The organism is Fundidesulfovibrio sp. YSD1 (assembly GCF_055397115.1).
Genome location: NZ_AP043666.1, coordinates 1,362,944 through 1,386,689 on the forward strand (window position 1 = coordinate 1,362,944; position 23,746 = coordinate 1,386,689).

Consider the following 23,746-nt stretch of genomic DNA (forward strand, 5'->3'; position numbering starts at 1 on the left):
ATAATGAAGTGCTCCGCCTGCCCATACGTCGGGCCAGCCCTGGCAATCGAGGATTCGGCCGGGAAGCCTCATAACGTCTGTCCCGAGTGTCAGACACTGATAGCCCCAGCACCCAAGGCCTGGGAGGTCTTGGGCATTCCAAAGACCCGCTACCTAGCCACGCGACCGTGGAAGGCGGCAAAGATGACGAGGAAGGCTTTCGAGGCGATCTTGATCCACGTCTCGCCCGAGGCGATAGATGCGCTTAAGCGGGGAGCAGAGGCAGAAGCATTGCTGGAAGCGATGGGACTTTGGCAAGATTAGGCACCGCTTGGTTGGGATTTACTGGGAGCCTGTCTCAAGCCTCGGGCGAAATACCGCGCACGCCCGGGCACGTCCACGGCTGGGCAAGATCGCGGCCCCACGAGGCGCACACTTTCTAAAGCCACAGCTACGGCCGTGCGATTGCCCTCAAGGAACGTTCCACAGAGAAGTCCGGTCTCATGCTCGAACCAGGTGTCCGGCGCTTCCCCATTGGGCCACCTGCGGCCCGTGTCCGGATCGCGGATCGAAAATCTTGACCCGCCCATGGCCATGGCGGCAGCTACGGCCACAGCCGGATTTGGAGCTTCGATTACCGCTGGATCGTAAGGATTTTCGAGTTGAAATTCCATGACACCCCCTAGACATGCTTCATGGGGCCGAGGGTCCAGTTAAGGACCAGGTCCTGGTCCACCAATTGCCGCTTGATGGCCTGGCCTGGCGGGAGCGCGCCACTATCCGATGAAAAGACAATGAACATATGCAACTCCACGCCTTGCTCAAGTGTATTCACTTGGCGCAAAATGATTTCACCCCTCGCCGAATTTCTGAACCGGGAATTCATAGTAAACACCTATCATTATTGCCACTTGGCTGCATTCTTCGCTTCAAAAACCTCAACATCATTTGATTCCAGTTTTCCTACCTTGCCACCATCCTGGGTTAATGTACGATATCAACATGTTGCAGCAAGGAGGATCACTATCGAAACGCCTCTTTTTGCACACACTGCCGGAGGATCACAAGAGGAGTGGCAAAGTCTGGCGCAACATTTGCGAAACGTCTCTACGCTCACTGCCACTTTCTCCGCCAAGTTCAACGCCCAGGATTGGGGCCGCCTCGCAGGCTTGGCACATGATCTGCTAAAATCCAATCCACGCTGGCAAGCTTACCTTTGCGCATCCGCCGCCGGTAAGCGCCCAAGCAAAGTGGACCACAAGAAGGCATCGGCCAGTGTACTTCTGGCATTGGCTGACGATCCGGCACATCCTGTTCAAAGCCAGGCCGCGAGACGAATGCTGGCCAAACTTGTAGCCTTCGCCGTGGCCGGACACCATGGCGGCCTTCCCAACGGCCTTCAGGATGGCTCCTCATTGGAGGGGCAGCTTACGCCATTCATTCCAACCGATGTTACTCAGCGGCCAGATTCGGATTGGCCGCCTTATTCCTGGGCGGAGCAGGCTTTTGCCTTGGCCAGACTGCCTCTGGAACGGCTGCCGGGGCAACCACCCCAATTTCTGCAAGCAAGTACACAGAAAGATATTGTTTCTCGGGCCTGCTTCTTTGTCCGTCTGTTGTTCTCATGCCTTGTGGACGCGGATTTCTTGGACACCGAACAATTCATGGACCCCACGCGTGCCGCTGCGCGCCCTGCGGGGCCATCCCTAGACCTGCTCGACGAAACTCTTGCACGTCATCTGGAGTCGCTGGTTGCAGGAGCCATTCCCTCGAAGGTGAACTTGGTGCGCAGCCAGGTGCTGCGCGATTGCCTCTCGACCGCCGAATCTTCCCCCGGTCTTTTTTCGCTGACTGTCCCCACGGGCGGAGGCAAGACCCTCTCTTCGTTGGCCTTTGCCCTGCGGCACGCCAAGATCAATGGGCTGAGCAGGGTAGTGTATGCCATCCCGTTCAACAGCATTGTGGAACAGACCGCCTCGGTTTTCAGGGGCGCTTTGACCGGATGCGGCCCGGACGTGGTCGTCGAGCACCAGTCCTTGCGTGACCCGGATGCAGACAGCCTAGGCGCACGCCTTGCTTCGGAAAATTATGACGCCACGATCGTGGTAACCACCAATGTGCAGCTCTTCGAGTCGCTCTTTTCAAACAAACCCTCCCGCTGCCGCAAGATCCACAACCTCGCAAACGCCGTCGTCATACTTGATGAAGCCCAATGCCTGCCGAGAGGGCTCCTGCTTCCGACGCTTCGCGCCCTGGAGTGCCTGTTGGCGGCCGGGGCAAGCGTCGTTCTCTGCACCGCCACACAGCCAGCCCTGGAGAAGCGTGACAGCTTCGACGGGCTTCCCCCTGCCCGGGAGATCGTAACCGATCCCGGAACCCTGTTCGAGGCCCTGTCCCGGGTTGAATTGGTCCAGCGTGGTGAGCTGACAACGGAAGAACTGGCTGAAGCCTTGACCGAGTCTCCCAAGGTCTTGGCCATCGTGGACACGCGGACGCAGGCTGCGGAGGTTTTTTCCACGTTGCGCGGGCTCTCGATGGACACTGAAGACATATTCCACCTGTCTCGCAACCTTTGCGCCTTGGATCGCGAAGACGTGCTGCGGCGGGTCCGGCAGCGCCTCAAGACTGGCCGTCCCTGCCGACTGGTGGCAACGACCCTCGTGGAGGCTGGCGTGGACGTGGATTTCCCGAGGGTTTTCCGGTCCATGGCGGGGCTTGATTCTCTTGCCCAGGCAGCGGGACGCTGCAACCGAGAAGGCAAACTATCCGGCAAGGGGCAGTTGACGGTGTTCACTCTTGTGGGTCGGCCTTTGCGCGGCGAGAGGGCGGCAGCGGCAGATGCTGGCAGGTCGATCCTTAACCGTTTCACTGCTGACCCCTTCTGTCCTGAGGCCATAAACAGCTATTTCCGTGAGATTTACTGGCTTGCTGGGCATGAACGCCTGGATATCTCGAAGATCGTGCCTTCCATCCTAGCAGCTTCACAGTCCTGGGATTTCCCCTTTGAAGACATTGCGGCAAAATACAGGATGATCGACTCCGACTATCCGACAGTTTTCGTCCCGGTCGATGAGGAAGCCGTCCGGCTGCTCGAAGTCTTCGAGAGCGCACTGAAAAATCCCCGACAGCATCTCGGCATGTTGCGCGGTCTCGCTCGGCGGGCTGGGCGTCTGGCCGTGGATGTTCCCCGCACCATATTCCGGGAGATGGTTCGCTCCGGCATCGTGAGGGAGATTCTACCCGGCCAGTCAGGAGTGCTTGTCGATCTTCACCGTTACGACCGGGGAGGCCTTGGCCTGACCCTGGAAGGAGACGGCCTCGATGTGGACCAATATGTGGTGTGAAGCCATCGCGGGAGCGGTTCAATCCACCGCAACGTGATTGAACAACCAGTTCGCTAAGGAGGAGATATGGCCTATGGCGTGCGATTGAGGGCCAAAGGAGACTTGGCCTGCTTCAGCAGGCCGGAGATGAAGGTGGAGCGCGTCTCCTATGATGCGATCACTCCGACCGCCGCGCGGGGCCTTTTGTCGGCGGTGTATTGGAAACCGGCCATCCGCTGGATCGTCACCCGCATTCATGTGCTGTCCGAAATCAGGCTGATCGGCATCCGGCGAAACGAGGTTGCCTCGACCATTTCGCCGCGCACCGTGCAGCAGGCAATGCAAACCGGGAACGTCATGCAGCTGGTGAGCGACGACGACAGGATGCAACGCGCGGCGCTGCTCTTGCGCGATGTGGATTACGTGATCGAGGCCCGCTTCGAGGAGACCGGCCTTGATGCGCCCAACCCCGGCAAGCATCTGGACCAGTTCAATCGACGCCTGCGCGAAGGACGGCACTTCTGCCAGCCCTATCTCGGCTGCCGGGAATTCCCGGCGGCGCTTTCGCCCGTGGATGGGGACATGCCTGCCTCGTTCTACCAGGGGAAGCCTGAACGCGATCTGGGCTGGATGCTTCACGACATCGACTTCGAGCGTGACGCGCAGGCCTCCTTCTTCAGGGCTAGGATGATGGATGGCGTTATCGATGTGCCGCCGCCTGGCAGCCAGGAGGTCCGCCAATGATCCTTACCCGGTTGGTTGACCTGTACCAGCGGCTGCTGGATGATCCGGATTCCGGAGTGGCCGAGCCCGGATTTGCCCCGGAAAAGGCGTCGTTCGCCCTGGTGCTCCGCCTGGACGGAACCCTGGCCGACCCACCCGTGCGGGATTTGCGCGACACGACCGGGAAGACGCCCAAGCCCAGAACGGTGGTGGTCCCTTCATTGGGTGAAAAGAAGGGGAGCGGAATCAAAGCCAACTTCCTGTGGGATGCGGCCCGTTATGTGTTGGGGGCAATCCCGGAGGACGACAACGAAGCACGTACGGCCAAATGCCGTGAGGCATTCGTTGCGTTCAGCGCAGACGTGGCCGGAGATGTGGATGATGAGGGGGTGCGCGCCGTGCTGGCTTTCACCCGCAATTTTGATCCCGCTCAAGCCCAGAATCTCCCTCACTGGCCCGATCTGGGCCAGGGCAATCTTGTGTTCGTCCTTGAAGGCAGCGAGGGGTTTGTTCATTCCCGGGACGCAGCCAGGAAGCTTTGGGCTGAACGCATGACCCCCATGGAAGATGCCCGGACAAAATCGATGTGTCTGGTTACAGGTGAACAATGCGATCCCGCCGTCCTTCATGGAGCAATCAAAGGGGTCAGGGGAGCACAGACGGCAGGAGCCAGTTTGGTCAGCTACAATGCTCCCGCTTTTTGCTCCTACGGCAAGAAACAAAATCTCAATGCGCCTGTTTCTTCGGATGCAGCCAGGGCCTACACAACTGCCCTCAACTACCTGCTGGCCCAGGGCTCCCGGCGCAAGGTCGATTTCGGCGAAACCATGACCCTGGTGTTCTGGACCGACAAGCCAAGTCCCGGCGAAGACATCTACTCGGCCCTGTTCGGCGTGCGGATGGAAGGCGGAGACGAGGCACAGGACCAACAACTGGCCAACAAGGTGGAATCCACACTCCGGGCGCTTGTCCGGGGAAGACCAGCCCCGGAATTGGGCGACCCAGAGACTCCTTTCTACCTCTTGGGCCTCGCGCCCAACGCTGCCCGCTTGGCCGTAAAACTCTGGCTGGAATCCACTGTCGGTGAGGTGGCCCGGCACGTGGCCGCCCATCACGCCGACATGGACCTGGAAAAGAGCTTCGAGGCCGAGCCGGAGCGATATGCCCCGTTTCAGCTCCTCAAAGCGCTGGCGGTTCGAGGCGATGAGAAGAACATCCCGGCCCATTTTTCCGAGCCGTTGGTGCGGGCCGTGACTATGGGGGGACAGTATCCATTGGCCTTGCTTCCGCTGGCGCTTGGCCGTCTGCGTGCGGAGGGCTTCCACCCGGACAGGGAGAAAGTCTACGAAGGAAGAACCCGCGCCCGCGTGGCCCTGATCAAGGCCGTGTTGCGGCGTCTGCCACAGTGCATCAACAAGGAGGGACTCACCGTGAGCTTGGACGAAACCTGCCGTGAACCCGGCTATCTGCTGGGCAGGCTCTTTGCCACGTTGGAGCATATCCAGCGCGACGCCCTGGGCCAGTTGAACGCTTCCATCGCCGATCGCTTCTACGGGGCGGCCAGTTCCACTCCCGCCACAGTGTTCCCGCAGCTTTTGTCCAGGTTGCGCCACCACCTCGGCAAGCTCGATGACAAGCCTGGCCTGCGCATAGTCCGGGAAACCCTTGTCCAGGAAATACTCGACGCCATGCCTGGCGGCTGCCCCGGTTTTCCCAGGCACCTGGACCTGCCCGGCCAGGGGCGCTTCGCCATCGGCTATTATCATCAGCGCAAGGTCTTCTTCACCAAAAAGGACACCGCGCAGTCCCCGGAAGAAACCCAGGCATAGGCCGTCGTAATACGCCATTTCTCAAGGAGCATCAGCATGAACGAGTCCATTTTGAGCAAGCGCCATGAGTTCATCCTCTATTTCGACGTCGAGAACGGCAACCCCAACGGCGACCCCGACGCTGGCAACCTGCCCCGGCTGGACCCGGAGACCAATCACGGGTTGGTGACCGACGTCTGCCTCAAGCGCAAGTTGCGCAACTATGTGGCTCTCAAGCACGATTTCAAGCCACCTCACGCCATCTACGTCACGGAGAAAGCCGTTCTCAACGACAACCACCAGATGGCCTACGAAGCCCAGGGACTGAAGGCCGAATCCAAGAAGCTCCCCAAAGAGGCTGGAAAAGCCAAGGCGCTGACCGACTGGATGTGTAGGCAGTTCTTCGACATCCGCGCCTTCGGGGCGGTGATGACCACGGAGGTCAACTGCGGCCAGGTTCGCGGCCCGGTTCAACTGGCCTTCGCCCGCAGCGTGGACCCCGTTGTCCCGCTCGACATTTCCATGACCCGGTGCGCCGTCACCAACGCCAAGGATCTTGAGAAGGAACGCACCATGGGCCGTAAGTCCGTGCTGCCCTACGGTCTCTACCGCGCGCACGGGTTCATTTCCGCCGCGCTGGCCGCCAAGACCGGCTTTACCGAAACGGACATGGAACTCCTGCTGGAGGCCCTGACCAACATGTTCGAGCACGACCGCAGCGCCGCCAGGGGACTCATGAGCGTACGTAAACTGCTGGTCTTCCGCCATCAGAGCGTCCTGGGCGATGCCCCGGCCCATGCCCTGTTCGATCTTGTCACCCACCAACGCGTCAACGGACAGGACAGCCCGGCGCGGAGTTTCTCGGACTATTCCATCCAGGTGAACCGCCAGGGCCTGCCGACCGGCGTGGAGCTGCTGGAAGTGGTTTAGCCAGGCACGGCCAGTCCACTATGTGATTTGAGGGAGACGCCGCACTTCGGCGTCTCCCTTGCTCGACCATGAAGCAGGTCTTCTGCCCGTCGGGAACCGGACGAACCGGCCCAAGGAAGGTTGGACGCCGTGGAGCAAACTCCGGAAGTAACGTTGTCAGCCATTCAGCACTGGCTTTACTGCCCTCGCCAGTGCGGACTCATCCACATTGAGCGCTGCTGGAGCGAAAACCGCGCGACTGCGAAGGGGCGGGTGCGCCACGAATCCGTCCATCACGAACATGGCATCTCGCGTCCCGGCGTCCGAAGGGAATACGGGCTGAGACTTTGCTGCCAGCGGCTGGGGATGGCTGGCGTTGCGGACGTGGTCGAGTTCCACGCCGACGGACGGGTAGTGCCGGTTGAAGTGAAGGTCGGCAAGCCCAAGCATGGCCCGGATGGAGTGACTCCTGCGCCGGAAAGGCGGCTTGATCTGGCCCAGCTCTGCGCCCAGGCCATGTGCCTGGAGGAGATGTTGGGGCTTTCCATACCGGAAGGGGCCATCTGGTACGAGGCCGTGAGGCGGCGTATTCCCGTCGCGTTCGACGCTTCCCTTCGCGAACTGGTCGAGCGAAGCGTTTCGGAGATCAGACAGATGCTCACGCAAGCCAGTGTTCTTAAAGCCCGTTTCGCTTCACGATTGTGCAGGGGCTGCTCCCTCCTGGCGCATTGTCTGCCCAAGCTGCCTGGAGAGAAGGCGACGCTGGCCGCCTTGGCCGCTCTGGCCAAGCCCGACGCCCCTCTGGGCGATGAAGAACACAGCGACAGGGGATTATGATGCGCAAACTCGGGAATGTTTTGTATCTGCTCACGGAAGGAACCCGCCTGTCCAAAGAGGGAGAAGCTATCGTGGTTGAACCTCCCGATAAACCGAGCCTGCGCGTGCCCATTCATACACTGGAGAGCATTGTCTGCTTCGGGCGCGTGGGCATGTCCACGCCCCTGGCAGGAGCGCTGTGCGAAACCGGGGTGCCTGTCAGCCTTCTCTCTCCGCAGGGCCGCTATCGCGCGCGCATCGTGGCTCCCGTGAGCGGCAACGTCCACCTGCGGCGCGCACAGTATCGCGCCTCCGACGATGCCTCACAGGGATTCGCCCTGGCGCGCTCAGTGGTGCTTGGCAAGCTGGCCAATCAGCGGGTGGCCTTAAGGCGCGGGGCCAGGGACCGGCGTCATTCAAGCCCGGCAGGGTCGCAGGCGCTGGACGAGGCTGCTGATGCACTTTCCGGCCTTGCGCAAGACATGGACTCTCCCCGCATTGCGGCCGGGGGGCTCAACGCCTTGCGAGCGGTCGAAGGCGAAGCAGCCGCGCGCTATTTCGGGGTATTTGAATGCTTCATCATAAATTCCGATCCTGATTTTAAGTTCGTTGGGCGCAGCCGCAGGCCGTCGATCGGCAGGGTCAACTCATTGCTGTCATTTGGTTATGCGCTCCTGGCGCATGACGTTGCCGCAGCAGTATCCAGTGTCGGGCTTGATCCTCAGGTTGGCTTCCTCCACGCGGACAGGCCTGGACGCCCAGGCTTGGCGCTGGACATCATGGAAGAGTTTCGGGTGGTCATGGTGGATCGGCTCGTCCTGGCCTTGATCAACCGGGGCCAGATACAAGCAGGTGATCTTGATGTGCTTCCCACGGGCGAGGCAAGGCTTACGGACCAGTCCCGGCGCGATTTCGTCATCGCTTATCAGCGTAGGAAAATGCTGGAGATCAAACACCCCTATGTTGGGGAGGCCATGCCGCTAGGGCTTGTGCCCTTTGTTCAGGCCCAATTGCTGGCACGAGTTCTCCGTGGTGATGTGGCAGCCTATGTGCCCTATGCTTGGCGGTAGGAGGGGAAATGCTGGTTGTGGTGAGCTACGACGTATGCACTTCCGAACCCGGGGGGGCGAAGCGCCTTCGCAAGGTTGCGAAGCTTTGTCAGAACCGGGGAGTGCGGGTGCAGTTTTCGGTCTTTGAGTGTTTGGTGGACCCCGCACAGTGGGAGTTCCTACGGGCGCGTCTGACGGATGCCATCGACCCAGAGAAAGACAGTTTGCGTTTCTATTTTCTCGGAGCCAACTGGGAGCGGCGTGTAGAACATTCCGGGGTTCGGAAAGACTACGACCAGGCAGGCCCGTTGGTGATTTGAGGGATGCGCGAACCCCCGGTGAGCATAAAGTGCTGGGAGATGCCCGCAGATGGAATGATTTGAATTTCTTTGATAATCGAATATGAATTTGCTGTGAGGCCAAATCCGGGGTTGGCGTGGAGACAATGCTCGGAAAACCGCCTCCCGCTGTAGAGCCACAGCGGATTGAAACGATACCGGTCGCCCCCTCCACGGGGGCGCGAATTGCAACCTGAGGCGAAATCCCGAGTTTATGGCCGTTGACGTCGCCCCCTCCACGGGGGCGCGAATTGCAACTGGGCGAAAACACGGCGGCTCAGCAGCTTGGCGCGTCGCCCCCTCCACGGGGGCGCGAATTGCAACATGGCTCTGAACGCTGGCTTGGACAACGCCGTGAGTCGCCCCCTCCACGGGGGCGCGAATTGCAACTCGGCCTCGCTCGGCGGGATGGTCCGGCTCGTGCGTCGCCCCCTCCACGGGGGCGCGAATTGCAACGCTCCAGGCGTCCAGCTTCCGGAGGGCATCTTTGTCGCCCCCTCCACGGGGGCGCGAATTGCAACTCCTACATGGCCGCAGACGACCGCGACCGCTCCAGTCGCCCCCTCCACGGGGGCGCGAATTGCAACTATGAAGTGCTCCTTTTCCTTACGGACCCCGACTGGTCGCCCCCTCCACGGGGGCGCGAATTGCAACCATGGAACTCTCCGGGGCCTCCGGGGTCACCACGTCGCCCCCTCCACGGGGGCGCGAATTGCAACGCCCAGGTGCTCACGGACCTCTCGAAGCTGGCGCGTCGCCCCCTCCACGGGGGCGCGAATTGCAACTCCATGGAGCAGGCCCTGCTGCGCCGCTACTACGTCGCCCCCTCCACGGGGGCGCGAATTGCAACCAGGCTTACCTCGAGCGCACCGGGCCTGGTGACGTCGCCCCCTCCACGGGGGCGCGAATTGCAACCGTAACGCTACGCTCCAGCGCGAAGACTGGGACAGTCGCCCCCTCCACGGGGGCGCGAATTGCAACCTATGTCAATCCGCAGTCGGATGACCTGGGAAAGTCGCCCCCTCCACGGGGGCGCGAATTGCAACTCTCCCTGGCATCAGCCCCAATCCAGCCCACTGTCGCCCCCTCCACGGGGGCGCGAATTGCAACCGCGTAATAGCCAAGCGCGCAGCCGCGACGGTTCCGTCGCCCCCTCCACGGGGGCGCGAATTGCAACCTCTCCATCCTGAGCATGATGCCCACGGAGTACAGTCGCCCCCTCCACGGGGGCGCGAATTGCAACTTCTGACCTGTGGGTCCGCCAGACCGACGGCGTGGTCGCCCCCTCCACGGGGGCGCGAATTGCAACTTTCCATGTCCGGGAGAATCGCCAACAGCAGCGCGTCGCCCCCTCCACGGGGGCGCGAATTGCAACTGTATGGCATTCACCACCTCGATCACTCGGTTTGTCGCCCCCTCCACGGGGGCGCGAATTGCAACCGGAAGACTTCGGCCCGGACGAGCCTATCCCCCTTGTCGCCCCCTCCACGGGGGCGCGAATTGCAACCTGTCCAGGATGCGAAGCCTTCCCCCTTCCCAAAGTCGCCCCCTCCACGGGGGCGCGAATTGCAACTCCGCCCAGACGTTGAGGGCGTATCCGGTCATGAGTCGCCCCCTCCACGGGGGCGCGAATTGCAACGGCGACGGCCTGCTCTTCTGCGCCCTGCACCGTGTCGCCCCCTCCACGGGGGCGCGAATTGCAACCAGGCGCGTCCACGCGGTCATCGCGCTCCTGCGTCGCCCCCTCCACGGGGGCGCGAATTGCAACCTCAAGACGACGAAATCCGCCCGTTTCGTGGCTGGTCGCCCCCTCCACGGGGGCGCGAATTGCAACTGGCTCGCCTGCCTGCTCACGGCCCTCGGCCTGGGTCGCCCCCTCCACGGGGGCGCGAATTGCAACGCCGGATGCCGCGTCTACCACTGCCCGGTGTGCGTCGCCCCCTCCACGGGGGCGCGAATTGCAACAGGCCCAGGGCTACCGCGCTGTGGTCTGCGCAGGAGTCGCCCCCTCCACGGGGGCGCGAATTGCAACCTACGACCGCGCCATCGGCTGCCACGGCCTCCCGGTCGCCCCCTCCACGGGGGCGCGAATTGCAACTTGGATAACTTGGATTCAATACGCGATTTGAAAGTCGCCCCCTCCACGGGGGCGCGAATTGCAACCGGCATTTACCACGTACTCGAAACGTCCCGCACTCGTCGCCCCCTCCACGGGGGCGCGAATTGCAACCATGCTCAGGACTCCCGCCCGTTTGAGCATGTATGTCGCCCCCTCCACGGGGGCGCGAATTGCAACTACGAATTTCGTTGCGGGGATGGAAACGAAGGGACGTCGCCCCCTCCACGGGGGCGCGAATTGCAACCAGAGGCCCCTCCTCAGTCGAGTTATGGTCCAGCGTCGCCCCCTCCACGGGGGCGCGAATTGCAACATGGCCGGGGACAGGCGGCTCTCCCCCCGGAACTGTCGCCCCCTCCACGGGGGCGCGAATTGCAACCGAACTGAACAAGTTTGTTGAGGTCATGCCCACGGCGTCGCCCCCTCCACGGGGGCGCGAATTGCAACGCGTTCGAGCTCACCCTCCAGGAGGTGGCCAAGGAGTCGCCCCCTCCACGGGGGCGCGAATTGCAACTCGTAAGGAAATGCTGGATGACCTGTGGATGCGTCGCCCCCTCCACGGGGGCGCGAATTGCAACGCGCCTGCTCACGGCGCGGGGAAACTCCTCCGCGTCGTCGCCCCCTCCACGGGGGCGCGAATTGCAACCGCGTGGCCTGGCTCCGCTCCGCGTAGTTCGCGGTCGCCCCCTCCACGGGGGCGCGAATTGCAACCAAGGCGCGTCTCATAAGGCCCCTCACCATCCTGTCGCCCCCTCCACGGGGGCGCGAATTGCAACTCATGGAACACCGGAAACTGTTCTACCGCGGCCGGTCGCCCCCTCCACGGGGGCGCGAATTGCAACCCCGCTGTCTCCGAACAGGTACCCGAGGCAAACGGTCGCCCCCTCCACGGGGGCGCGAATTGCAACCATGCGGCCAACGGAGCCGCGTACAACACGCTGCTGTCGCCCCCTCCACGGGGGCGCGAATTGCAACCAGAACACAGACTGAAAGCCACGAGCAGCGGCAGGGTCGCCCCCTCCACGGGGGCGCGAATTGCAACGCAGTGCATATGTATTAATCAACGACAAGCGGGAGTTCAGCAACCCGAAGAGACTTATCTTCAAGCAGCTCAAAAAGAACGAAACTTTGTCCGACCTTGAGATCATCGAGCCTTGGAAATCCATCCCGCAAAGTGCGCTGAATTGTGTACGCGAGCATACAATGAAACTCCTTCACCAAACTACTGGATAGCACGGATAAGATAACGGACCTTGACATGACGTGGTGCAGTCTCAGCTCCTCCAGTGTAGTTGCCCGTTTGCGCGGCAACGCTTGCAAAACCAGAAACTGAACCATTTGCCAAGGAACCGAAAATTGATCCACCTCCTGTCCAGCCACTTACAGTAAAGTTATCCGTTGTTCCCCGTGCCGTGAAATTGTCGTTATTGTACGACGTCCAAACCAAAATGTGGTTCTGCGCTGCGCCAACAACTAAGGACTGAGAAGAAGCAGTAGCCTGATAGTTGAATCCGACATTCCCAGACCAATTGAATTGCTGAGAGGACGCAGTTCCTGTGATGGCAGTAGAGGCCAAACTCCCAGAAACAGGAGCAACCTGTCCGGGTATGAGCACGGCATGACTCGCAATCGTATCCGAAACTTGTTGACCGACCTGGCCCGCAACGCCCGTGCCACGTAGAAATTGATCGTTGTAATTCGGGACATTGTTTGACCCCAAGACAGATCGGAGGCGATCATACAGAGCACCAGCGGGGACCACTTGGCCGTTGCACTCCAGCCATTTGGGCATGTCAGAGGGGTTTGAGCCTGCAGGCCAAGCGATGACCGTCCCAACGGCAATAGTGCTTTGGCTGTTAATCGTGACCGAGGATGGATCAAAACTTGTGGCATCGGCGGCCAAGACAGACTTAGGGAGGACGATCAGCATGGCCAATAACAACAGCAGGTGAAATCGCAACATCATTTCCGAGCCTCCTGGCGGGAGCCAGGCTTGCCCCCTGCGTCATTGAAGGTAGCACGGCAGCTATTCCCTTCTCGGGAAAAACCCGAACAGCCCCAGAAGTTGTATCCGCCGTCGCCGTTCTTAACCCGGTGGACCAAAGCCTTGCCGCAGTCCGGACACTTGTGCTCGCTGAGAGAGGGTTTTCCCTGCTTCTCCTTGCGCCGCCCGGGCTTGTCGCCGTCCGGAAAGAAGTTGGCCGTGCAGTCCGGGTAGCCCGAACAGCCCCAAAAATCATACCCCTTGGGACCGGCCTTGACCCGGTGGACCAGGGGCTTCCCGCAGTCAGGACACGGGAAGCTTGGAAGGGCAGCCTGGAACGCCCGGAGCTCCATCTCGAAGGAGCCGTAGAACTTCCGCACGGTATCGAGGTACTTGGCCTTGCCCTCGGCAACAGCGTCCAGATCCTCTTCCATGCCCTGGGTGAAGGCGTACTCCAGGAAGGCGAACTTGCCGACCAACGCGCCAATCACGGCCTCCCCTTCGGGTGTAGGCACCAGGACGCGCTTTTCGAGACGGACATACCCGTGGTCCACGAGCTTGGCTAAGATGGCCGCATAGGTCGATGGACGGCCAATGCCGCTGTTCTCAAGGGCCTTCACCAGGGCGGCTTCCGTGTACCTCGGACGGGGCTTGGTCTTCTTGGTCAGGACCAGACCCTCCTTGACGGCGAGCTGCCCACCCTCCTTGAGGGAGGGGACCGGGTTCTCCGGCTCCTCTTCGGATTCATCGGCCTGGTCCGTGGCCATGACCACCTTCCAGCCTGGCTTGAGCAGGGTCCGCCCCCTCGCCTCGAACACGGGCGTTTTGCCGCTCACCGCTTCCCCCTGGAGCACAACCTCGCGGACGGCGAAAAGTGCGTCTTCGAGCTGGCTGGCCAGGGTCCGCCGCCGGATCAAGTCGTACAAGGCCTTCTCGGTGTCGGTTTCGCCCGCGACCGCCACCTCGACGTGCGTGGGCCGAATGGCCTCGTGGGCTTCCTGCGCGCCGGACTTGCTCTTCCAGGAGCGTGGCTTGGTCACGATTGGCCAACCCTGGCTTCGGCAAAATTCCTGGATTTCGGCAACAGCCTCAACGCTCAGGTTGGGCGAGTCGGTGCGCATGTAGGTGATATGCCCGCCCTCATAGAGTTTCTGCGCCGCACCCATGGTCTCCTTGGGTGAGAGCTTGAGCGCGTTCGAGGCGGCCTGTTGCAGAGTGGAGGTGGTGAACGGGGCAGGAGGGGCCGAGCTGCTTTTGGAGTCCTTGCATGAGAGCACGACCACCCGCCGGACGGCCGCGATCTTGGTGGCCAGCTCCTTGTCCAGGATGTATTCCTGGCCCTCGGGCAGCCACTCCTTGACCATCCAGATGGCCTTCCAGCCCTGGGAAATGTTGGGCAGGGTGTCGAAGACCAGCTCCACGCCGAAATGCGTGGTGACGCGATGGTCCCGGATGTCGCGCTCGCGCTCGACGATCAACCGCAACGCTGGGGTTTGCACGCGCCCGGCGGGTCGCTTGCCCCCCAGGAGGTTCCCCAGGGGACGGGGAACCAGGTAGCCCACGAGACGATCCAGCACGCGGCGGGCCTCCTGCGCGGCGACCAGGTTCATATCCAGGTGACGGGGTTTTGCCACTGCCGCCTTGACCGCCTTTTCCGTGATTTCGGTGTAGGTCACGCGCCGTTCGTTCTGGAGCTTGAGGGCGTCCTTGAGATGCCAGGCAATGGCCTCACCTTCACGGTCGGGGTCCGTGGCCAGGTACACTTCGTCGGCTGCCTTCACGGCCTTGGTCAGCCTGGCCAGCACCGACCTGCCGCGTTCTGTCGGGGTGTAGGTGGGGCGGAAGTCAGGCGCGCCCACCCCGATTTCCTTTTCGGGGAGGTCGCGCACGTGGCCGACGCTGGCCAGGACATCCCAGCCCTGTCCGAGGAAGCCTTTGAGCTTGGACACCTTACCGGGAGATTCGACAATCAAGAGCTTCATACTGCACCTCTTCAATCGTTGCTGACCACTCGATACCGCTTCACCAACATGGGAGACGCCGCCGCTTTGTCCCGGCCCAGAGCCGACTCTCTGCTTGCGGATGGCCGGTCCACTGACGCAGCCGGAGTCGCCCGGCCGAAGATGCGGCGAATCACGTCCTCCGCGTAGGCACGGCCACGCTCGGAATCAGTGTTGGGCGTGTGGTAAGCGGCCACGGCCCTCCAGGTGAGGCCGTGGCGCTTGATTTCCTGACCGAGAATCCACGTGCCGACCTGGATATTGCCGCGTGGGTCCATGACAGCTTCCAAAGGCAGATTGTACCGCCTGAGCCACTGCGAATTGACTTGCATGACGCCGATGTCGAAGGAGAGCCCGAGCCGCAGTGCCGCCCGGCTGAGAGCAAGAGCCTCTTCCCTGGTGTTGTTTCGGACGGTGCGCCCCTCGACGTTCATGATCCAGGGCGACATGGCGCTTTCTTTGCGAGCGATGGCCATGGCCAGCGGCTTCGGAACGCCGTAGCGCTCGCAAGGCACGTCGAAGAGCGCGTGAAGCTCCTCTTCCGACGTCGCCATCGCCCGCCCGGAAGTCAGCACCAGCAGGAGCAATGCACAAACCACCCGCACGGTCGGGCTCTCCAGGGTCATCGTTCAATCCCTTGGCATTTCTGGTTTTGGAGGACCTGGCTCACTTGCTGTTTGACCGCCTCCAGGCCGCGCGCACGATGCAAGTCGTTGAAGTCGGTCGGTCGTGCTTCCAGCTCCTCCTGCGTGAATGCAGGGGCGACCCAACACCCGCCGACGGCCTGAGCCGCTTGTGAGGCAAATTCGGCTCCAGGATTCCAGGGTTTCCCGTTGGGTCTAGTTGTCCAGAGGTCGTTGTCCGCGCAGATGGCGATTTTCGCCTCGGGGAATTTCTCCCGCAGTGTTTTGGCCACGGGCTCCAGGTTGCCCGCGTCGAAGGCCACGGCCACCGGCAGGCCCGTGGCCATGTGCAGGCTGACGCCGGTGGCATAGCCCTCGGCAAGCAGCAGTTCGCCCGTCCCTAATCTTCCAGAATGGACCGAGTCGATCATGAAGAAGCAGCCCTTCTTCTCTCCGCCCGCCTGGAAGCGCTTGCCGCCGTCGGGAGCGATCTCCTGGACGTTCCGCAACTCGCCAGCGGCATTGTACAGAGGCACCAGCAGGACTTCCCCTGTCCGGGACTCCTTGATGTCACCAAGAGGCGGGATGCCCTTCTTGGCCAAGTAAGAGTGCTCGCCCGACGCAAGGTGCCGTTCGGCAAACGACACCGCGCATTCACGCGCGACGCGATCCTGTTCGGCACGCTGCTCATTCTCGCGCAGCTGGGCGCGTTCGGCGGCCTCCACTCGAAGCGTGGTCTTTTGTTCCTCCGTCAGGGTATGGCCAGTGGCCTTCCATTTGGCTTCTTCGCCGGTTTTGTGGTTCTCATACCAGCCCGCCGGATGGCCATCGAGGTGGCCGACATACGCGCCGTCCAGGGAGCCCGACTTTCCGTCCAGGGTAGGCACCCGGTGCATTTTGCCGTCCATGACGGGAGGTTGCCCGCCCAGATCGAGCCCGGCCGCGCGCAGGGCTTCAGCGAACTCTTGCTGGGGGTCCATGGTGTGGGCGGGTTCGGGAGCCTTTGCCGTGCGCCAGGCTTGCAACTTTGCCAGGTTCGCGCCCACTGGCGCAAACCAGAGCTTGGCCTTGGCATCCCACTTGGCCCCGGCAGTTCGCGCAAGGTTCTTTTCCTTGAAAGGCACGCGGAGGTAGGTCTTTTCCTTGGCGATCTCAGGCGTTTCGTTGTCCGGGGCCGGGGCCGACACCTCGTGGGTAAGTTCCTGCTTTAGTTCCATATCGAGAACGTATTGTTTGATCTTTTCTGCGTCCCGGCACGCCCGGACGATTTCATAGGGGTCCTGCTCCAGCACCTTGATCCACGAATTCACGTAGGAAAGGTGCTGGCCAGGGTCGTAGCCGATGCCCAAATCCTGGCCGAGCATCCAGGATGCGATCTCCGCCCTCAGTTCCTCCCTGGCGTAGACCTCGGACCCGAAGGGGCCGAATTCGCGCGCCATGCGCGACTCATGCCCTGTCCAGTGGCCAAGCTCATGCAGCGCGGTGGAATAGTAGTTCCCGGGCGTGGGAAACTGCTCCATGGGGGGAAGGCATATTTCGTCCTTGGCCGGGCTGTAGAAGGCCCGACTGCGCTGGTTGTGTTTGATAACCGCGCCGGAATTCGCCAGGATGGCTTCGGCCTTCAGGTTCGCGTCCCAGCTCCGGACGAGCGTCGAGACGTCCAGTGGCGGAACGTTCCCTTCGAGCTGGCTGACATGGAAGACCGACGAGAACCGGACAATGGGCCTGGCCAACTGGACCGTCTCCATGACCTGCTTGCCGTCGGCATCCAGGATGGGCTTGCCCTGGTCATCCGTGGCAGGGACATCCTTGGTGAACTGCCAGAAAACGATAGGCTGGGACTTCTCCCCCTTGCGGACTCGGCAGTCTATCGAGTTCGCCTGCCGCAGGGTCATCCACCGTGGATCGGCATACCCCTTGCGCGAGAGCATCAACCGGTTGATGCCGCTGTACACCGTTCCGGACACGGGGTTCATTGGGGGATAGAGCTGCCCCGGCAGCCAGGGCTTTTGCCAGGGGGCCACGCCCAGCTTGAGGTCCTCGATGATCTGTTCGGCGAACACCTCGTGGAGCGGTTTGTGGGCAACCGCCTCAACAGCCATGGCCGTCAGCCCCTTCGTCGAAGAGCATGGCGTCCAGATCGTCCAGGGTGACCGCCTGCTCCTGGAACGCGCCCATGAATTCCGCCACTTCGGGATCGACCGGGATGCCGAGCACCGGATTATTGAGGCACTGGGCTTCAACGGCCCGGGCCGCTGATTGCAAATACTCCTTGTCCATCATTCCTCTCTTTCCGGCACTGATAGGCCGAGGCTTAAGTTGTTACCGAGACAACTCGCGGCTCTGGTCCTTGGCCCGGTTTTGGGCGAGCAAGTATTCATCGGCCAGCCTGGATTCCCCTGCGACCTCGGCGACCACAGAGCAAAAATTTCTTTTCCCATGTTCATAAATGAACCGCTCTGCGTCATGACCGAAATTCTCCTTCGCCTTCGTCACGGATTTCTGAGCGCACGTGATTTGCTCCAACACCCGTTCACGCGAACCACCGAATGACGCTTGATATTCCTGCTCAGCAGCCAGACAGGCCAGGGTGCTTTGACGGAGGGATTCCGCGAAAGGCGATTCCTGAAGCTGAACGGTGAACTCCTCGCCAGGGAATTCTTTTGTGAGAATGGCATTGACCGAATCGAGGAGCTTGCTGCCTTGTTCGGTCAGTTCCTGGGCAGCGGGATTAAATGCCTTGAATGAATGTCCGTCACGGTGACGGACACCTTGTCATCGAGAGCCGTGACCATGAATCCAACATTGTCCGGGAGTGTTTCCAAATGTTGGAACTGATTTTGGAACTGAAAGAGGGTGCTTCTTATGTCACGTAGAAGCGTTTCCTGCGGAATATCGAGACGAAATTGATTGCCCATAAAATGCCTCCTCTGGTTTTACGGTTCAGTTGCCTTGCTCTTCCCTCAGAGTTGTCAGGGACAGTTCCAGACCCTTGTCTTTGGCCAGGCCCAAGCCCCTGCTCTGCGAGATTTCATTGACCAATTCGGCGGCCTTCGGACCCGCGATGGCATTCACCTGGCTCCAGAAGGCTTCAACGCCGTAGGAACCGATGAAGCGCAAAGCTTCATCCACGAAGTGCTCACGCGCCTCTTCTTTGGCTTTTTGGGTGGTGGCCATGCTCTCCGCCACCTTGTCGCGGGACATGCGAAAAGACGCCCGATAGGCCTTGTCGGCCTCCAGGAAGTTCCGCGCGCTTTGCCGCAGGGGCTCCGCGAGGGGCGGGGATTTGGGAAGGTGTTTTTTCGAAAGGGGGAGGTCAAAGGCCCCGGCCTGGGGATGAAGGCCGGGGCGATTCAGGGAAGTGGAATCGGGATGAGAGGTTACGCCGCCGTGGATTCCGGCGTTTTGATGTAGCTCACCGCGCCCGGATTCCTGAATACTGGCGCGATCTTGTACTCTTTCAGCAGGTCGTGCATTGCCAGTATCTTCTCCACGGGAGCTGCCCGCTCCTTGCCCTCGCAGTAGCGATCCCAGAAGGCCAGGAGTTCTTTCGTCGAGTAGCCCTTGTAGGTTTCGGGCAAGTTCGTGTCGCTCATGGTCGGTCCTCGCTTCATGAATATTTTGGATAATAACATTCACCTCGCCCTTGGACAAGAGCGCGGCGAGGTCTTTGGCCTTCACGCCGATTCCGGCGTGACGAAGCGTTCTGGCCAGCTTGCTGACCAATTGAGGCTCAGGGTCCAGCCGGGCGTCCCCCATAATCCCGGCCACGCTGTCCACATGTACCCCGGATTCGTTGAGCGCCCGCACGAAGGCCTTGGCAGAGGCCCCGGTGGTGAACACATCTTCAGTTACCACCACATTCCGGCCCTGGGCGGATTTCCAGAGGGAATCCTGCTCGTCAGGATGATAGTTTCGAATGGCGAACGGGCGTTCCCGGGGTGAAATTCCCTTCACAGGGGCTTCATGCTTGGGCTTATAATAGATATCCCCTTCCTCGAACACGCCGCCCAACTGTTGAGCCAAATACCGTCCGAGCACCTTCGGCAGTTCATTACGCCTGGTCGTACTCGGCACGGAGATGAAGAGCGTTTCCTTGGCCGGGTCCAAGCGGGCGGCCAGGGTCTTTGTCCGATCCGGAGTCCAGACGGATTCCACGACCCGCAGGGCAGCAATCGAATCGCCCGACTTCGCGGCCCGCCAATCCTCGCTGTCCTGAAGCGCGCGGTCGGTATGCGCCTTGGCGGTGATCCCCCGCTCGTGTCCAAGGCCAACTGATTTTTCGTCACTCACGGGTCTTCTCCTTTTGGAGTAAAAACTCTGACAGCTTCCACCTTGCGGAGCGCGGTCATGGGGGCCAGACCGAAATACCTACCGTCGAAGCCCCCTGAATGCTGATCTGAAAGGACCAGTACCGCCCCCTCGGGCACAATGCGCCCAGGGACCAGGTCCCGGGCTACCGGCATGGGACGGTGCTCGCGGTCGAACGTCTGAGCCTGGCTGCCCGGCTGCAACTGACCGTTGATCCGGATGCCGTCCGGGCCGAGGTCCACCACGTCGCCCGGCAGACCGGCGACGATCTTGAGGAGCGGCGCGCTGCCGTCCGGGCAGCTCCCGGGCCGCAGATAGCCGCGTTCCAAGGCAAGGCTCGAAAACGCCCCAGAGAGGCACAGGCTGACCAGATCACCGCGCTCAATGCGCTGTACCTCCGCCAGGCGGTAGATGCCTTTGGGCATCGAGGGCGTGAGGTTGAATCGGATGCCCATCTGGAAGAGCGCCCCCACAAAAACGAGAAGGCCAAGCCCAAGGATTGCCACAGCTCGCATCATTGCAGGGTCTCCTTCTTGCCCGCCCTGGCGGCCAAGAACTCAGTGTACCCTTGCGTGTAAGAAGGGATGGGAGGGTGATAGGGCTTGGAAGCGTGCCCCCTGGGAATCGGATTTTCGACGGTCGTGTCGGACTGCGCCGGGGACGCGATCTTTGCCCGGGCGGAAAACACCGGGTCCAGGAAATACATGACTTGTTTGCCGTAGATCGGCGGGCGACCTGCCACAAAAATGAGCATGTCGCCTGGCTCAACTGCGCGGCCTTGAGAGTCCTTTTGCAGGCCGGGCAGACGCATGCATTCGTCGGGGGTCAGCAATGGCCGAGCAGTCTCCGACACGCTCACCGAAGCTGATTTGAGTAGGCCCCGGCCCTCGGACAGCGAGGTTTTACGGTCAACAACCGTGGTCTTGCCCGTCATTTCCGAAAGTTCCTTGGCCGTAGGCAGCGTGTTCGGAGCGTAGGCCACGCGAATATGGCAGTTTCCACGGATGCCGTTCTCCTTGCCGTAGACAGAGGAGAGCTGTTCCACGTCTTGAATGATGAGCATGTAGTTGATGCCGTATCCGGCGGCGAAGGCGATGGATTTCTCGATGATCTCCATCTTGCCGATTGATGTGAATTCGTCGAGCAGCATAAGCAGGCGACGCTTCGGAGCGACTTGCACACCGCCTTTAAATTCCATGCGTTCGCAGATGCGGGAAATTATAGTGTTGAGAATAAGACGGAGCAGTGGCCGGACACGATTGATGTCTGCCGGACTCACCACAAGATACAGGCTGAGTGGGGATTCATGGTTCAAAAAGTCGTCAACGCGGAAGTCAGAGCATTCCGTGTTCGCTGCCACCACGGGATCGCGGTAGGGAGCTAGGTTGACCAGGGCAGTGGACACGACACTACCCCTTTCATTTTCCGGCTTGTTCAGCATCTCGCGCGCTGAGCTGGCAATAAAGGCGTGAATTTTGTCCGCACCGGTGGACCCGTTGGGAAAGCATTCTTGCATCCACTCTTGATGCGGGGTGAGCAGCATTTCCTCAAAGAGGGTCGTGATCGGCTTGGACTCATCCGCCAACATGTTGGCGAGATCATATAGATTCGCGATGCGTTGCTGCGTGTAGCGAATCATGACCATGCAATGCATGAGGGCTCCGGCGATGAAGGCAAAGCCCGCCTTGGCCCAGTGGTCTTGGAGTCCCTTGCCCTCAGGGTCAACAATCATGATGGCCGCATTTTGGACATCGGGGATCGCAGACAGAGTATCCAGCCGGATTTCAGTGAAAGGATTGAAACGGACGGAGCTGCCCGTGGAATCGGTTGGATCGAACCTGAGTACTTTGTGCCCCAGGGACTTCCGATAGCCTGAAGTCAAGGCCCAGTTTTCGCCCTTGATGTCCAGGACGCACGTGGAGCCGTCCCAGGCCAACAAGGTTGGGATGATGATGCCGACGCCCTTGCCTGAGCGGGTGGGCGCGTAGACGAGGACGTGTTCCGCGCCGTTGTGCCTGAGGTAGTGCTGCCGTTCGACCGGGCGGCCGAGGAGCCAGCAGACGAGCACTGCCGGTCCGACCATCCGCTTGACCCAGCCCCCGATGTACATGCCCTTGCCGTTTAGGAGGCCGGATTCCCGAATGTCCTCTTCCCTGGCCCAACGGGCGGAGCCGTGGAGGTCATCCCGTCCTTTGAGGGATCGGCCGAGGAGCTTTGCCAGGCCGAGGATCACCAGTTGCGGGACAATGAACAGCATTTGGGCCTGGAAGATGGCCTGGCGCACGGCCTCGTGTTCGCGGGCCAAGTTTGTCCAGTCCAGGACCTTGAAGGGGGAGTACCAGGCGAGGCCCCAGCCGATGAAGAGATGCTGGCCAAGGCCCTGGTGGTAGGCGAAATAGATGGCCACGCGCTGCGTGGCGTAGCTGAAGCTGGCCACGGCCAGGAGCACCATGAACGCCAGGTAGAACCAGCGGAAGGGTGAGGGGCGGCGCTTGACGCCGCCGAGCCCGTACTCTTTATCGCCCCGCATACGGACCCCCAAACACCAGGTCTTTCGTGACCACGACGTTGAACGAGTAGCCCGGCCTAATCTCCAGCGTGGGCTTGATGTTGATGTTCTTGGTGAGGGTCTGGGCCGCGACCTGGCCCAGTTGCGTGGCCAAGCTGGAAGCCATCTGCTGCTGCATCGAAGGCGAGGCGTTGCTCGCCAGGGTAGCGCCGGAACTGCCAGATTGCGGAGTGACAGTATCGACAGCCCAGGACGTGCCGCCGGTGATGAGAGTCATGAGCAAGGCGTTGGAAAAAATCCGGAAGTAATGATTGTCCACCTCGTCATTAAATCCGGAATAGCCCGCGCCATCGGTCCCGGGCATGGCGTCCAGGGTGATGGCCGAACCATCGGGGAAGATGATCCGGTTCCAGGCCACGAGCACCCTGGACTGGCCGTAGATGATCCTGGAGTCATAGATACCAAAGAGCTTGGCCCCTTGAGGGATGAGAAGATACCGGCCATCGGCCGTGTCGTAGACGTTGCGGCTGACCTGAGCGATGATCTGCCCGGGCAGATCGGAGTTGATTCCTCCGATCATCGTGGCAGGGATCACCGATCCCGTTTTGACCTCGAAGCGTTGGCCAGCGATCCGTGTCCCGGAGGCCTGCCATTGAGCATCGCCGCCTTTAGCGCCCGCCCGGCCGAAAAAGTTCTCCTTATCCCTGTCCGCAGCCGGGTCATATGCCCCTTCCCTGCCAGGGAGCTGTCCCGCGAGGTCCGCGAGCGACGACGGCAAAGGATGGTCCTTGTCGCGCCGCGCACCGTCCGGGGCGAGAGCAGCCGAGGAGCCAGCCTTGGAAGACTGCGAAGACTCATCCGCCTTGCCGCCCTTGCGGATGACCAGCGGCGATGAGAGGGCGTTCAAGGCCGCCTGGTGACGGCGACGGCGCAGTTCGTCACGTTCCCGAGTCAACTCCGGTGATTCGGGGCTCGTGACGACCACAATTGGTTGTGGTGGCGGCGTGGACGGCGCAGGCTCGACGGGTGGAGCCACGGCCAAGCCCGGGCCAACGTTGCCCTCGATGAGCGGCTTGGAGTCCTTGGCCACCGCCTGGACCTTCGGAGCGTCTTCGGTTTTTTTGGTCCCGGAGAAGTTCACCGACCAGATAAGGATGGCAACAAGCAGAGCCGCACCCCCAAGGCCAAGGTAGATCGGCAACCGGCGCATCCTCTGGGGCGCTTCAAAGCCATCGGGATCGTGTGAATCGCGGGGCAT

17 protein-coding genes and 1 CRISPR repeat array are annotated in these 23,746 nt (G+C 61.3%); of the genes, 8 read left to right on the forward strand and 9 right to left on the reverse strand.

The window, feature by feature from the left end; all coding sequences use genetic code 11:
- The first annotated feature begins 773 nt into the window (after window positions 1-773).
- The 7 genes from ACZ5V4_RS06350 (at window position 774) to cas2 (ending at window position 8,927) form a co-directional block, all read left to right on the forward strand.
- Window positions 774-3,323, forward strand: coding sequence for a CRISPR-associated endonuclease Cas3'' (locus ACZ5V4_RS06350; RefSeq protein ID WP_464317337.1), 2,550 nt, complete (start codon window positions 774-776; stop codon window positions 3,321-3,323).
- A gap of 66 nt (window positions 3,324-3,389) precedes the next feature.
- Entirely contained in the window at window positions 3,390-4,046 is a 657-nt protein-coding gene (gene cas5c, locus ACZ5V4_RS06355) for a type I-C CRISPR-associated protein Cas5c (protein ID WP_464317338.1), read from the forward strand.
- Window positions 4,043-5,854: a type I-C CRISPR-associated protein Cas8c/Csd1 gene (gene cas8c / locus ACZ5V4_RS06360; RefSeq protein WP_464317339.1), complete on the forward strand. Its 1,812-nt coding sequence runs from the start codon at window positions 4,043-4,045 to the stop codon at window positions 5,852-5,854. The genes cas5c and cas8c overlap by 4 nt, the downstream gene beginning before the upstream one ends.
- Before the next feature lie 36 nt (window positions 5,855-5,890).
- A complete protein-coding gene (gene cas7c / locus ACZ5V4_RS06365) occupies window positions 5,891-6,763 on the forward strand; it encodes a type I-C CRISPR-associated protein Cas7/Csd2 (RefSeq protein ID WP_464317340.1) in 873 nt (290 codons plus the stop codon).
- Between the two features lie 129 nt (window positions 6,764-6,892).
- The gene (gene cas4, locus ACZ5V4_RS06370) at window positions 6,893-7,579 is read left to right on the forward strand and encodes a CRISPR-associated protein Cas4 (RefSeq protein WP_464317814.1); all 687 of its coding nucleotides are present in this window, start codon (window positions 6,893-6,895) and stop codon (window positions 7,577-7,579) included.
- Window positions 7,579-8,628 (forward strand): type I-C CRISPR-associated endonuclease Cas1c, encoded by a 1,050-nt coding sequence (cas1c, locus tag ACZ5V4_RS06375; protein ID WP_464317341.1) that lies wholly within the window; start codon window positions 7,579-7,581, stop codon window positions 8,626-8,628. Before cas4 ends, cas1c begins: the two co-directional genes overlap by 1 nt.
- An 8-nt stretch (window positions 8,629-8,636) precedes the next feature.
- Entirely contained in the window at window positions 8,637-8,927 is a 291-nt protein-coding gene (gene cas2, locus ACZ5V4_RS06380) for a CRISPR-associated endonuclease Cas2 (protein ID WP_464317342.1), read from the forward strand.
- Between the two features lie 179 nt (window positions 8,928-9,106).
- Window positions 9,107-12,103: direct repeats of the CRISPR family, unit length 32 nt; unit sequence GTCGCCCCCTCCACGGGGGCGCGAATTGCAAC.
- Between the two features lie 180 nt (window positions 12,104-12,283).
- On the opposite strand, the gene ACZ5V4_RS06385 is transcribed toward cas2, so the two are convergent.
- The 5 genes from ACZ5V4_RS06385 to ACZ5V4_RS06405 are packed head-to-tail and all read right to left on the reverse strand — an operon-like array spanning window position 12,284 to window position 17,951.
- Window positions 12,284-13,027: a phage tail protein gene (locus tag ACZ5V4_RS06385; RefSeq protein ID WP_464317343.1), complete on the reverse strand. Its 744-nt coding sequence runs from the start codon at window positions 13,025-13,027 to the stop codon at window positions 12,284-12,286.
- A complete protein-coding gene (topA, locus tag ACZ5V4_RS06390) occupies window positions 13,024-15,027 on the reverse strand; it encodes a type I DNA topoisomerase (RefSeq protein WP_464317344.1) in 2,004 nt (667 codons plus the stop codon). Before topA ends, ACZ5V4_RS06385 begins: the two co-directional genes overlap by 4 nt.
- An 11-nt stretch (window positions 15,028-15,038) precedes the next feature.
- A complete protein-coding gene (locus ACZ5V4_RS06395) occupies window positions 15,039-15,671 on the reverse strand; it encodes a lytic transglycosylase domain-containing protein (RefSeq protein WP_464317345.1) in 633 nt (210 codons plus the stop codon).
- On the reverse strand, window positions 15,668-17,770 hold the full coding sequence (locus ACZ5V4_RS06400) for a zincin-like metallopeptidase domain-containing protein (protein ID WP_464317346.1): 2,103 nt from the start codon (window positions 17,768-17,770) through the stop codon (window positions 15,668-15,670). The genes ACZ5V4_RS06395 and ACZ5V4_RS06400 overlap by 4 nt, the downstream gene beginning before the upstream one ends.
- A complete protein-coding gene (locus ACZ5V4_RS06405) occupies window positions 17,760-17,951 on the reverse strand; it encodes a hypothetical protein (RefSeq protein ID WP_464317347.1) in 192 nt (63 codons plus the stop codon). The genes ACZ5V4_RS06400 and ACZ5V4_RS06405 overlap by 11 nt, the downstream gene beginning before the upstream one ends.
- A 273-nt stretch (window positions 17,952-18,224) precedes the next feature.
- Here ACZ5V4_RS06405 and ACZ5V4_RS06410 point away from each other — a divergent pair, with 273 nt between their 5' ends.
- Window positions 18,225-18,416, forward strand: a complete 192-nt coding sequence (locus ACZ5V4_RS06410) for a hypothetical protein (protein WP_464317348.1) — start codon at window positions 18,225-18,227, stop codon at window positions 18,414-18,416.
- 195 nt (window positions 18,417-18,611) lie between these two features.
- Here the strand turns inward: ACZ5V4_RS06410 and ACZ5V4_RS06415 are convergent, their stop codons facing one another.
- From ACZ5V4_RS06415 to ACZ5V4_RS06430, 4 genes are read right to left on the reverse strand one after another with little or no spacing between them, the layout of a single operon-like run.
- Window positions 18,612-19,961: a hypothetical protein gene (locus tag ACZ5V4_RS06415; protein WP_464317349.1), complete on the reverse strand. Its 1,350-nt coding sequence runs from the start codon at window positions 19,959-19,961 to the stop codon at window positions 18,612-18,614.
- On the reverse strand, window positions 19,958-20,497 hold the full coding sequence (gene traF, locus ACZ5V4_RS06420) for a conjugative transfer signal peptidase TraF (RefSeq protein ID WP_464317350.1): 540 nt from the start codon (window positions 20,495-20,497) through the stop codon (window positions 19,958-19,960). The genes ACZ5V4_RS06415 and traF overlap by 4 nt, the downstream gene beginning before the upstream one ends.
- Window positions 20,494-22,509 (reverse strand): type IV secretory system conjugative DNA transfer family protein, encoded by a 2,016-nt coding sequence (locus ACZ5V4_RS06425; protein ID WP_464317351.1) that lies wholly within the window; start codon window positions 22,507-22,509, stop codon window positions 20,494-20,496. Before ACZ5V4_RS06425 ends, traF begins: the two co-directional genes overlap by 4 nt.
- Complete coding sequence (locus ACZ5V4_RS06430) at window positions 22,496-23,746, reverse strand: TrbI/VirB10 family protein (protein ID WP_464317352.1); 1,251 nt, start codon at window positions 23,744-23,746, stop codon at window positions 22,496-22,498. The genes ACZ5V4_RS06425 and ACZ5V4_RS06430 overlap by 14 nt, the downstream gene beginning before the upstream one ends.